At 66.9% G+C, this 11,599-nt stretch carries 9 protein-coding genes; 1 reads left to right on the forward strand and 8 read right to left on the reverse strand.

Features of this window, described 5'->3' with window-relative positions; genetic code table 11:
- Window positions 1-67: 67 nt before the first annotated feature.
- The 4 genes from WHX56_RS05505 to WHX56_RS05520 all read right to left on the reverse strand — a co-directional run bounded on the left by WHX56_RS05505 (window position 68) and on the right by WHX56_RS05520 (window position 4,720).
- Entirely contained in the window at window positions 68-751 is a 684-nt protein-coding gene (locus tag WHX56_RS05505) for a hypothetical protein (protein ID WP_208742467.1), read from the reverse strand.
- A 24-nt stretch (window positions 752-775) separates the two neighbouring features.
- The gene (locus WHX56_RS05510) at window positions 776-2,383 is read right to left on the reverse strand and encodes a peptide chain release factor 3 (RefSeq protein ID WP_129246687.1); all 1,608 of its coding nucleotides are present in this window, start codon (window positions 2,381-2,383) and stop codon (window positions 776-778) included.
- 108 nt (window positions 2,384-2,491) lie between these two features.
- A complete protein-coding gene (locus tag WHX56_RS05515; protein ID WP_129246685.1) occupies window positions 2,492-3,121 on the reverse strand; it encodes a LysE family translocator in 630 nt (209 codons plus the stop codon).
- A 42-nt stretch (window positions 3,122-3,163) separates the two neighbouring features.
- Window positions 3,164-4,720: a DEAD/DEAH box helicase gene (locus WHX56_RS05520; RefSeq protein WP_338880676.1), complete on the reverse strand. Its 1,557-nt coding sequence runs from the start codon at window positions 4,718-4,720 to the stop codon at window positions 3,164-3,166.
- A 303-nt stretch (window positions 4,721-5,023) separates the two neighbouring features.
- Between WHX56_RS05520 and WHX56_RS05525 the strand changes: the two genes are divergently transcribed.
- A complete protein-coding gene (locus WHX56_RS05525; RefSeq protein WP_129245947.1) occupies window positions 5,024-6,499 on the forward strand; it encodes a YdgA family protein in 1,476 nt (491 codons plus the stop codon).
- A 77-nt stretch (window positions 6,500-6,576) separates the two neighbouring features.
- On the opposite strand, the gene WHX56_RS05530 is transcribed toward WHX56_RS05525, so the two are convergent.
- The 4 genes from WHX56_RS05530 to WHX56_RS05545 form a co-directional block, all read right to left on the reverse strand.
- A complete protein-coding gene (locus WHX56_RS05530; RefSeq protein WP_129245949.1) occupies window positions 6,577-7,785 on the reverse strand; it encodes a metal-dependent hydrolase family protein in 1,209 nt (402 codons plus the stop codon).
- A gap of 25 nt (window positions 7,786-7,810) precedes the next feature.
- The gene (locus WHX56_RS05535; protein WP_338880677.1) at window positions 7,811-9,541 is read right to left on the reverse strand and encodes an ABC transporter ATP-binding protein; all 1,731 of its coding nucleotides are present in this window, start codon (window positions 9,539-9,541) and stop codon (window positions 7,811-7,813) included.
- 7 nt (window positions 9,542-9,548) lie between these two features.
- A complete protein-coding gene (locus WHX56_RS05540) occupies window positions 9,549-10,475 on the reverse strand; it encodes an ABC transporter permease (RefSeq protein WP_338880678.1) in 927 nt (308 codons plus the stop codon).
- A gap of 91 nt (window positions 10,476-10,566) precedes the next feature.
- Window positions 10,567-11,538, reverse strand: a complete 972-nt coding sequence (locus tag WHX56_RS05545; protein WP_129245955.1) for an ABC transporter permease — start codon at window positions 11,536-11,538, stop codon at window positions 10,567-10,569.
- Window positions 11,539-11,599: the final 61 nt, after the last annotated feature.

Consider the following 11,599-nt stretch of genomic DNA (forward strand, 5'->3'; position numbering starts at 1 on the left):
GATACCCATGAAAATGGCGCCCCGCGGGGCGCCATTTTCATTGCCGGGCATTCAGCCTGGGGGGCGATTACGGGCGGGCCGGGCATTCGGCCATGGTGCCCCAGGCGCGGTTGGGCGCGCAATACTTGTTGCGCGCGGCCCAGGAGCAGGACGGGCGCTCGAAGAAGCCCTGCGTGGCGCATTGCGCGAGTTCGCGCTTGAGGGCGTCCTGCCAGCCCAGGGCGCCGGGCGCCTGCGCGGTGTTGGGGGGCGGCGGGGGCGCCTGCACCATCTGGGGCGTGCCGTAGCCGCCGGCCTGCGCCTGGCCGCCATTGACCGCGGCGGACGTGCCGGGCGCCTGCAGGTCCAGGGTGCTGACGTCCGACGGGCCCGAGGGCAGCGGCACTTGCGAGGCGTCCGCGATTTCGCGGGCCTGTTCCGGGCTGATGCGTTCGCGCGAGATCTTCACCGAGGGGTCGCTCACGCTGTCGAACAGCGACACGGTGTTGACCTGCCATTCCCGGTCGGCCGGCTTGTCGGGCACGCCCAGCGTGCCGTCGATGCGGGGCTGGGGAGGCTGCGCCACGTACGGGCGGCCGTTGGCGTCCAGCACGGGCTGCTGGGAGGCGGCCGCGTCCTGGCCGGGAGCGGGCGCGGCGGTGGGCGCATGCGCCACCAGCCAGTCGCCCAGTTGTATGCCGCCCCAGGCGGACGCGCCAAGCGCGACCAGGAGCGTTGCGAATAAGAAACGCCAAGACATTGCTACCCTCATCTGCCGTGCGGAACCCTGACGGGTCTACGCTTTGTCTCCGAAAACCTTGCCGCCGTGCTCGCGCATGGCGTGGAATTTCACATCGGGATACAGTTCTTCGGCAACGCGCAATTGCGCGGGAGAACCGATCAAAAACGCCGCCGCATCCACAACATCATAGGCGATATGGGCCGCATTGGCATCCATGAACTTGCGCAGCGCCTTGGGGTTTTCAGAAGTAATCCAACGTGCCATTGTGTAGCGGGAAGGCAGCATCCGGGCGTCCACGCCGTACTCGGTCTTCAGGCGGTGGGCGACCACTTCGAATTGCAGTTGGCCGACCGCGCCGAGCAGCAGGGAGCCGCCGGCGGCCTCGGGGCGGAACACCTGGATGGCGCCTTCCTCGCCCAATTGGGTGAGGCCGGTGCGCAGTTGTTTGGTGCGCAGCGGGTCCTTCACTTCCACCGCCTGGAACAGCTCGGGGGCGAAGAACGGCAAGCCCGTGAATTGCAGCGTCTCGCCTTCGGTCAGCACGTCGCCCAACTGCAGCACGCCGTGGTTGGGAATGCCGATCACGTCGCCGGCATAGGCCTCGTCCAGCAGTTCGCGCCGCTGCGACAGGAAGGACACGACGTTGTTGGGGCGCATTTCCTTGTTGGTGCGCGCGACCTTCAGGCGCATGCCGCGCTCGAAGCGGCCGGAGCTGACGCGCACGAACGCCACGCGGTCGCGGTGCGCCGGGTCCATGTTGGCCTGCACCTTGAACACCACGCCCGTGAACTTGGGCTCTTCGGGCTGCACCTCGCGCTGCAGGGCCATGCGCGGGCCCGGGGGGGGCGCCTGTTCGACCAGCGCGTCCAGCACTTCCTGGACGCCGAAGTTGTTGATGGCGGACCCGAAGAACACCGGGGTCTGCCGGCCGGCCAGGAACTCGTCGCGATCGAAGGCGGGCGCGGCTTCGTTGATGAGTTCGATCTCGCCGCTGGCCTGCTCGAACGCCGCGCCGAAGCGCCGGGCGATTTCGGGGTTGGCCAGGCCTTCGATGAAGTCGTCGCTGTCGGAGCGGCGTTCCTGCCCCGGGCGGAATACGCGCATGCGGTCGCGGCGGATGTCGAACACGCCGCCGAAGGCCTTGCCCATGCCGACCGGCCAGGAGAACGGCACCGCGTCCATGCCCAGGTGGCCTTCGATTTCGGACAGCAGTTCCAGCGGTTCGCGCACCTCGCGGTCCATCTTGTTGATGAACGTGATGATGGGCGTGTTGCGCGCGCGGCAGACCTGCAGCAGGCGGATGGTCTGGGGCTCGACGCCGTTGGCGGCGTCGATCACCATCAGCGCCGCGTCCACCGCCGTCAGCACGCGGTAGGTGTCTTCGGAGAAGTCCTGGTGGCCCGGGGTGTCCAGCAGGTTGATGACGCAGTCGCGGTATTCCATCTGCATCACGGACGACGCCACGGAAATGCCGCGCTGCTTTTCGATTTCCATCCAGTCCGACGAGGCGTGGCGCGAGGCCTTGCGCGCCTTGACGCTGCCGGCGATCTGGATCGCGCCTGCGAACAGCAGCAGCTTTTCGGTCAGTGTGGTCTTGCCCGCGTCAGGGTGGGAAATGATGGCGAACGTACGGCGCCGCGCAACTTCTTGGGTGATGTTCATGATCGGGGGATTTTACTTAACGCCGTTGCTTCGCCCGGCGCGTCCGGTATCGGGCACGAAAGCGCGCGGGGCATGCGCCGCTGCCGGCGCATGCCCCGCGCATGGGATTCAGGAATGGCGGCGGAACGACGCCAGGAACACGCCCGCCAGGATGAACAGCGAACCGAAGGTCCGGTTCATCCAGCGGATGTGTTTCGCGTCGCGCAGCATGCGCAGCACGCGCGCGGCCAGCAGCGTGTACACGCCCATGGCCACCAGGTCGGTGAATGCCAGCGTGCCGGCCAGCGCCGTGTATTGCGGCGTCAGCGGCAGCGCGGGATCCACGAACTGCGGCACCACGGCCAGCAGGAACACCGTGCCCTTGGGGTTCATGGTGTTGATCAGGAAGCCGCGCAGCACCAGTTCCCGGATCGACGCGCGCTTGGGATCGCCGGAATCGACCGTGACCGGCGCCGCGTCCGTGCGGATCTGGCGCACGCCCAGGTAGATCAGGTAGGCCACGCCCAGGTACTTGACCACGTTGAAGGCCATTTCCGAGGTGGCCAGCACGGCGCCCAGGCCCACGGCCACCACGACGAACTGGAACAGGATGCCCAGGATCAGGCCGGCCGTGTTCCAGTAGCCGCGCGCGAACCCGTATTTCAGCCCGGAGGACATGGCCGAGATCGCTCCCGCGCCGGGCGAGAACGAAATGGCCCAGGAGGCCAGGAAAAACGTCAACCAGGTGGATAAGGGCATGGCGCAGGTCCGTGGGTCGCAGTTCTGAGGTTGCCAGTGATATTACTTGCTCAGCAGGGCAGCGCGCGGGCCGCCCGCCGGGCGCCCCTGAGCCGGGCGCCCCTGAGCCGGGCGCCCGGCCCCACCGTTGCCGGCCGGACGGGCGGTGCCTTCCGGACGGCGGTGGTTCTGCTGGGGCCGGTTTTCGTTGCGGCCGGCGTGCGCCGGGCGGTCGGCGGGCTTGCCGTCGCGGGTTCCGTGGCTGGCGCGGCCTTCGCCGGCGCGGGCCGGGGCCGGAGCGCGGCCGCCGGCGGCCGCGCGGGGCTGGCCTTGCGCCGGACGCCCTTCAGCCGGGCGCGAACGGCCGGCATTGGCGTTGCCGCCGCGGCCGTTGCGGTTGCCGCCGCCGCCGCGCGGGCTGCGGCCGTCTTCCTCGCGTTCCTGGCGTTCGAACGCCGCGGCGCTGGTCGCGGGCGGCGTCCAGCCTTCCACGGGCTTGCGCTCGATGGTCTTCTTGATCAGGCGCTCGATGTCCTTGAGCAGCTTGATTTCGCTGCTGTCGACCAGCGAGACCGCGGCGCCGGTGGCGCCGGCGCGGCCCGTGCGGCCGATGCGGTGCACGTAGTCTTCCGGCACGTTGGGCAGCTCAAAGTTCACCACCTGGGGCAACTGGTCGATGTCCAGGCCGCGGGCGGCGATGTCGGTCGCGACCAGCACCGTCACGGTGCTGTCCTTGAAACCGGCCAATGCGCGGGTGCGGGCCGATTGGCTCTTGTTGCCGTGGATGGCGGCGGCGGTCAGGCCGTCCTTCACCAGTTTTTCGGCCAGGCGGTTGGCGCCGTGCTTGGTGCGGGTGAACACCAGCACCTGGTGCCAGCCGCTTTCGCGGATGATGTGGCTGATGAGATCGCGCTTGTGATGCTGGTCGACCATATGCACCGTCTGGGTGACCAGCTCGGTGGCGGTGTTGCGCGGGGTGACCGAGACTTCGCCCGGGTTGTTCAGCACGCCGCGCGCCAGGGTACGGATCTCGTCGGAGAACGTGGCCGAGAACAGCAGGTTCTGGCGTTGCTTGGGCAGCAGCGCGAGGATCTTGCGGATGTCGCGGATGAAGCCCATGTCCAGCATGCGGTCGGCTTCGTCCAGCACCAGGATCTCGACGCCGGACAGGTCGACCGTTTTCTGGCCGCAGTGGTCCAGCAGGCGGCCCGGGGTGGCGACCAGGATGTCCAGCGGCTTTCTCAGCGCGGAGATCTGGGGGTTGATATTGACGCCGCCGAACATCACCATGGACGTCAGCGAGGTGTATTTGCCGTAGGTCTGCACCGATTCCGCGACCTGCGCGGTCAGTTCGCGCGTCGGGGTCAGGATCAGGCAGCGGGGGCGGCCGGGCTTTCTCAGCTCGGACTTTTTCTGCATCAGCAGGTGCAGGATGGGCAGCGTGAAGCCCGCGGTCTTGCCAGTGCCGGTCTGCGCGGCGGCGAGCAGGTCGCCGCCTTTCAGGACCTGGGGAATGGCCTGGGCCTGGATGGGGGTGGGCGCGGTGTAGCCGGTATCGGCAATGGCGCGCAACAGGGAATCAGCCAGCCCGAGGTCGGCGAAAGGGGAAGAGGTAGTCAAGACAACTCCAACGGCAGCCCGTCGCTCAAGTTGAGAGACTCCAATCCAGGCGGACGAACAAGGAGAAATGGGAAGCGCCCTGATGGGCGAAGCTTGGCAGCGAAGGGCCTAGCGGACGTGTGCAGATTGGCAAAGCACACAGCCGGATTGTAGCCGATGTCGCGTTGCAGCACCGCCGGGGACCCACCAGTGAGTATCACTAAGTAACAAATTGCAGTGCCTATGCACCAAATAAGCGTTTTCCCTAGGCCCCACTCCCTATAATCCGTCCGCTTTCATCCATTTGAAGAATAAAGGATCGCTATGAAGAAATCGGCAGTAGTAGGCGTCGTCGTCGCGCTGGGCGCGGTCTGGACCGGCACGGCCTGGTACACGGGCCAGAAGGCCGAGGCCTTCGTCAAGCAATCGATCGATCAGGCGAATGCCGAGCTCCAGAAGTTCGGTGAGAAGTGGGGCGTGACGCCCGTGGTCGAACTGATGTCGTTCGAGCGCGGCGTGTTTTCGTCCACCGAGCGCTACCGCGTGAAGTTCACCACGCCGGCCGCCGAAGGCAAGCCGGCCCAGGAACACGACATCCAGTTCGTCGAATACCTGGACCACGGCCCCTTCCCGCTGTCGAACCTGAAGTCGGGTTCCTTCGCGCCCGCCATGGTGGCCAGCCGCTTCCAACTGGAAGAGACGCCCGCCGTGAAGGAGTGGTTCGCCGCGACCAAGGGCGCCGCCCCCCTGTCGGGCGCGTATAGCGTCAGCTACGCGAAGAACGCTTCGGGCACGTTCGACATGGCGCCCGTGGAATTCGCCAAGGACGACACCAGCCTGGTGTTCTCGGGCATGAAGGGCGACGTCACCTACGCCACCGATAGCCGGCGCGGCACGGTCGCGCTATTGGCCGACAGCCTGGTGATGAAGGGTCCGGCGTCCGACGAAAGCGACATCGTGAGCATGGCCATGCAGGGCCTGACCCTGACCAGCGACATGGCGCCCGCCAAGAACGAGATGTACGTGGGCAGCCAGAAGCTGGGCCTCAAGAACTGGACGATCACCTCCAGGGAGAAGCCGCCCGTCCAGTTGAAGGACACCGTCATCGCCGTCGACATGACGGAAGCCGACGCGACCATGGGCGCCAAGATGGCCGTCGACTTCGGCATGATCAACGTCCAGGAAAAGGACGTGGCCGGCCTGAAGCTGGCCGTCGACGTGAAGCGCCTGGACGCGAAGGCGTTCAAGGCCTTGAACGACGTCTACGAAGCCGCGTCTCGCCGCATGTTGCAGAGCAAGGGCGAAGAGCAGGCTCCCCAGTTCACGGATGAAGAGAAGCAGGTGCTGAAGACCAACGTCGAACTGCTGCTGGCCGGCAACCCGACGCTGTCCGTGTCGCCGCTGGAAGTGCGCACCGCCAACGGCACCTCGACCTTCAACCTGGACCTGGACCTGACCAAGCCGGCTTCGATGGACGGCGAGTTCGCCGAGACGGCGATGGAAGTCATCCGCAAGCTGAACGCCAAGCTGGTGCTGTCCAAGGGCAACCTGGGCGACCTGATGGCCATCGAGCCGCAGATGCGCGGCGTGCCGGCGGAACAGGCCGCGCAGACCGCCAAGGGCCAGGCCGAAATGGTGGGCACCATGGCCACGGCGATGGGCATGGCCAAGGTCGAGGACGGCAACATCGTCACCTACCTGAACTACGCCGACGGCGAGGTGGACTTCAACGGCAAGAAGATGCCGGTCGAACAGTTCATGATGATGGTCATGAGCGGCGTCATGGGCGGCGCCCGCTAAACGCAGGTCGCAGCCGTAGCGAAGGCCGCCGCAGCTCCAGGGCGCGGCGGCCTTTTTTCATAGCCGGGACTTCCGGGTCAGAACGGCAGGGCGCCGGCCGCCAGTTCCCCATTGCGCAGCACCGCCACGTGGAAGCGCTTGTCGGCGGCTTTCAGGATGTCTTCGGTGGGATCGCCCTGCACCAGCAGCAGGTCGGCCGCGTTGCCGTCGGCGATCACGCCATGGCGGTCCATGCCCATCAGGTCGTGCCCGCGCGACGTGCCCGCGATCAACGCGTCCACGGGCGTCATGCCGAACTCCACCATGTAGGCCAGCTCCATGGCGTTTTCGCCGTGCAGGTTGAACGGCGTGCCGGCGTCGGTGCCCATGGCGATGCGCCCGCCCGCCTTGTAGTACATCTGGAACGATTCGCGGTGGCGTTGCTCCACCGCGCGCGCTTTTTCGACCGCATAGGCGGGGATGCCGTTGTCGGCGTTGGCGATGATGTTGCGCACCGCGGCGATGGTGGGCACCAGGTAGGTCTGCGCGTCGAGCATTTCGCGCAGGCAGTCGTCGTCCATGAAGATGCCGTGCTCGATCGAGTCGATGCCCGCGCGCACCGCGTTCAGGATGCCTTGCGTGCCCTGGGCGTGGCTGGCGGTGCTCTTGCGGAAGCGCTTGGCCTCGTGCACGCCCGCCTTCATTTCGTCGAAACTGTAGTGCGCGTCCATCGGATTGACCCCCGGCGTCATGACGCCGCCGGTGGCCATGATTTTCACCAGGTCGCAGCCGGCATGGACCTGCTCGCGCACGGCCTTGACGACGTCTTCACAGCCGTCGGCGATGCGGCCGATGCGGTTGCCGTGGCCGCCCGTCATGCAGATGATGCGGCCCGACGCCCGGATCGTGGGGCCGGGAAACACGCCGCGCGCGATGGCGTCGCGCACGCCGAATTCCAGGTAGTCCTTGCCGCCGCAGTCGCGCACCGCGGTGACGCCGCCGCGCAGGCTGGCCTGGGCGTTTTCCAGCGCCGTCAGCGTGATCTGCGCGGGGCCCTGCTTGCTCAGGTGCGCGTTGGGATCGGCGCCGCCGGTATAGACCAGGTGGACGTGGCAGTCGGCCAGGCTGGGCATCAGGGTCATGCCCGCGGTGCGCACCGTGGCGCCGGCGTAGCCGGAGAATTCGCCGGCCGGCGCCACGCGCGCCACGCGCTGGCCTTCGACCAGCACGCCGTGGTTGGGCAGCAGGCCGCCCTTGCCGTCGAAAACCTGGCCGCCGATGAAGAGGGTCTGCGGTGTCGCCGTCATGTCTTGCTCCGGATGGCGCCTGGCCCTAGCCCTCCACCACGTCCAGTCCTTCGCGGGACATGGATTGCAGGCGGGGCATCAGGCCAAGCAGGTGTTGGCTGTAGGGATGCTGCGGGCGTTCGAAGAGGTCTTCCGTTTCGGCGACTTCCAGCAATTCGCCGTAGCGCATCACGCCCACGCGATCGCACATCTGGCGGATCACGGGCAGGTCGTGGCTGATGAACAGCATGGTCAGGCCCAGCTCTTCCTGCAGGTCCTTCAGCAGGTTCAGGATCTGCGCCTGGATGGAAACATCGAGCGCCGACGTGGGCTCGTCGCAGATCAGGAAGCGGGGGCGCGTGGCCAGGGCGCGCGCGATGCAGATGCGCTGGCGCTGCCCGCCCGAGAACTCGTGCGGGAAGCGCTCGGCGGCGCGGTCGCCCAGGCCGACCACGTCCAGCAGGTCCGCCACGATGCGGCGCGCTTCGGCCTCGCTGGCGGCGAGCTTGTGGAAGCGGATGGGCTCGGCCACGATGTCCAGCACGCGCATGCGCGGGTTGAGCGAAGAGAACGGGTCCTGGAAGATCATCTGGATCTGCCGGCGGAACGGGTTCAACTGCTTTTCGCCCTTGAGCGCGGTGAGATCGACGCCGCCGAAATCGACCGAGCCTTCGCTGGGCGTGTACAAGCCCGAGATCAGCCGCGCCACGGTGGACTTGCCGGAGCCCGACTCGCCCACCAGGCCGAAGACCTCGCCTTCGCCGATCGAGAAGTTGACGCGCTTGACCGCGTCCAGCGTGCGCTGGTTGCGCTTGAGCAGCGCGCTTTTCAGCACGAAGCGCATGCTCAGGTCGTGGACCTGCACCAGCGGGCCGCCGGTGCGCGCGCCGAAGTCGCGCCGCTGTCCCAGCCAGTGGGTGGCGAGGTCCAGCGGCTGGGCGGGCGTCTTCACGTCCTCGATGTAGGTGACGAGCGGGAAGCGCTTGAGCTTGACGTCGGGGCGCGGCACGGCCGAGATCAGGCTGCGCGTGTACGGATGGTCGGGGTCGCCCAGGATCTTCGCGGTGGGCCCCTGCTCGACCAGCTTGCCGTGGTACAGCACCGCCACGCGGTCCGTCACGTCCGCGATCACGCCCATGTCGTGCGTGATGATGATCATGCCCACCTGTTCTTCGCGGCACAGCTTTTTCAGCAGTTCCAGGATCTGAGCCTGGATCGACACGTCCAGCGCCGTGGTGGGTTCGTCGGCGATGATGACTTCGGGTTCGCAGCACAGCGCCAGCGCGATCACCACGCGCTGCCGCATGCCGCCGGAGAACTGGTGCGGGTACTGCTTGACACGCAGCTCCGGCTTGTCGATGCCGACCTGCACCAGCAACTGGATCGCGCGCTTCTTGGCTTCGTCGTGCGACAGGTTCAGGTGCACCTGCATGGTCTCGACCAACTGGCTTTCCACGGTCTGCAGCGGGTCCAGCGAGGTCAGCGGATCCTGGAAAATCATGCCGATCCGGCGGCCGCGGACCTTGCGCTTCTGGGCCGGGCTCAGCGTGTCGATGCGTTCGCCGTTCAGCAGCACCGCGCCGCCGGCCAGGCGCCCGGGCGCTTCCAGCAGGCCGATCACCGCGTTGCCGATGGTGGACTTGCCCGCGCCGGACTCGCCCACCACGCCCAGGATCTCGCCTTTCTCCAGGGACAGCGATACGCCGTCCACCGCCACCAGCGTGCCGCGGCGGCTGGGGAATTCGATGCGGATGTCTTCGATGTTCAACAGGGCCATGGCGTCCTCAGCGCAGCTTGGGGTTGAGCGCGTCGCGCAGCCAGTCGCCCAGCAGGTTGACCGACAGCACCAGCGCCACCAGCGCGATGCCGGGGAAGATGGAGATCCACCACATGCCCGAGAACAGATAGCTGTTGCCGATGCGGATCAGCGTGCCCAGCGACGGCGCGGTGGGCGGGACGCCGACGCCCAGGAACGAGAGCGTGGCCTCGGTGATGATGGCGATCGCCAGGTGGATGGTGGCGATGACCAGCACCGGCCCCATCACGTTGGGCAGGATGTGCCGGCGCAGGATGGTGATGGGGCCGATGCCGATGAGGCGGGCCGCCTGCACGTATTCCTTGTTGCGTTCGACCAGCGTGGAGCCGCGCACGGTGCGCGCGTACTGCACCCATCCGGAGATGCCGATGGCGAAGATCAGGACGTACAGCGCGAGCTGGTCGTGCATGTCGCGCGGCAGCAGGCCGCGCGCCACGCCGTCGATCAGCAGCGCCACGAGGATGGCCGGAAACGATAGCTGCACGTCCGCGACGCGCATGATGAAGCTGTCGGCGCGGCCGCCGGCGTAGCCGCTGATGAGGCCCAGGGTCACGCCCAGCACCATCGAGAACAGCACCGAGGCGAAGCCCACCAGCAGGGACACGCGCGACCCGTACAGCACGGCCGACAGGATGTCGCGTCCCTGATCGTCGGTGCCCAGCAGGAAGTCGGGGCTGCCGCCTTCTTCCCAGGCGGGGGGAGTGTTGGCGTCCATGATGCTCAGGGAGGCCAGGTCAAACGGATTGTGCGGCGCGACCACGGGCGCGAACAGCGCGCCCAGCAGGATGGCCAGCGTGACGATCGCAGCGACGATGGCGCCGGGCGAACGCTTGAAGCTGTGCCAGAGGTCGCTGTCGGCGGCGCGGGCAAACATTGGAGCGATGCGAGCAATCATGTGGGTTCCTTTTTTACCGCTGGGCCGCCCCAAGGTAAAAAGCGCCCCCTTGGGGGGCAGCAAGCCGAAGGCGCGGCGTGGGGGCTCTTTTTCATTTGCTCTGCACGCGCAGGCGCGGGTCCACGGCGAAATACAGCAGGTCCACGACCAGGTTGATCACGACGAACATGAAGGCGATCAGCACCAGGTAGGCCGCCATCACGGGGATGTCCACCATGCTGATAGCCTGGATGAACAGCAACCCCATGCCGGGCCACTGGAACACGGTTTCCGTGATGATGGCGAAGGCGATGATGGAGCCGAGCTGCAGCCCAGTGATCGTGATCACGGGAACCATCGTGTTCTTCAGCGCGTGGCGGAAATTGATCAGCCGTTCCGGCAGGCCGCGGGCGCGCGCGAACTTGATGAAATCGGCGCGCAGCACCTCCAGCATTTCGGCGCGCACCAGGCGCATGATCAGCGTCATCTGGAACAGGGCCAGCGTAATGGCGGGCATGATCAGCGCCAGCCAGCCCGATTTGGTCAGGAAGCCGGTGGTCCACCAACCCAGGCTGACGACGTCGCCGCGCCCGAAGCTGGGCAGCCATCGCAGTTGCACGCCGAACACCAGGATCAGCAGGATGCCGATCAGGAACGTGGGCAGCGAGATCCCGGCCAGCGAGATCGCCATGAACGCCTTGGACAGCACGCCGTGCCGCTTGAGCGCGGTGTAGATGCCCATCGGTATGCCGAGAGCCAGCGCCATGACGGCGGAAACGAAGGACAGCTCCAGCGTGGCGGGCATGCGTTCTTCGAGCAGTTCGCTGACGGGGCGGCGCTGGCGGTACGAAATACCGAAGTCGCCCTGCGCCGCGTTGGAGACGAAGCGTGCGAACTGCACGACGAAGGGATCGTCCAGGCCGAGTTCGCCGCGCAACTGCGCGCGTTGTTCAGGCGTGGTGTCCTGGCCGACCATGCTGGCTATCGGGTCGCCTACATAGCGGAACATGGAGAACGCGATCAGCGCCACCGTCAACATCACCAGCACCGACTGGATAAGCCGTTGCGCAATAAAGGAAAGCATTATCGGGTGCCCTCGTTTGCAGATAACGCCGGGCCGCGTTTCCGGCGGAGGCCGGAAGCGG

Source organism: Achromobacter veterisilvae (assembly GCF_037619525.1).
Taxonomy (GTDB): domain Bacteria; phylum Pseudomonadota; class Gammaproteobacteria; order Burkholderiales; family Burkholderiaceae_B; genus Achromobacter; species Achromobacter veterisilvae.

Bases quoted from the DNA above. Each gene is read 5' to 3' on its own strand.
- WHX56_RS05505 (WP_208742467.1), bottom strand. From the start codon at position 751: ATGAGGGTAGCAATGTCTTGGCGTTTCTTATTCGCAACGCTCCTGGTC.
- WHX56_RS05510 (WP_129246687.1), bottom strand. From the start codon at position 2,383: ATGAACATCACCCAAGAAGTTGCGCGGCGCCGTACGTTCGCCATCATT.
- WHX56_RS05515 (WP_129246685.1), bottom strand. From the start codon at position 3,121: ATGCCCTTATCCACCTGGTTGACGTTTTTCCTGGCCTCCTGGGCCATT.
- WHX56_RS05525 (WP_129245947.1), top strand. From the start codon at position 5,024: ATGAAGAAATCGGCAGTAGTAGGCGTCGTCGTCGCGCTGGGCGCGGTC.
- WHX56_RS05530 (WP_129245949.1), bottom strand. From the start codon at position 7,785: ATGACGGCGACACCGCAGACCCTCTTCATCGGCGGCCAGGTTTTCGAC.
- WHX56_RS05535 (WP_338880677.1), bottom strand. From the start codon at position 9,541: ATGGCCCTGTTGAACATCGAAGACATCCGCATCGAATTCCCCAGCCGC.
- WHX56_RS05540 (WP_338880678.1), bottom strand. From the start codon at position 10,475: ATGATTGCTCGCATCGCTCCAATGTTTGCCCGCGCCGCCGACAGCGAC.
- WHX56_RS05545 (WP_129245955.1), bottom strand. From the start codon at position 11,538: ATGCTTTCCTTTATTGCGCAACGGCTTATCCAGTCGGTGCTGGTGATG.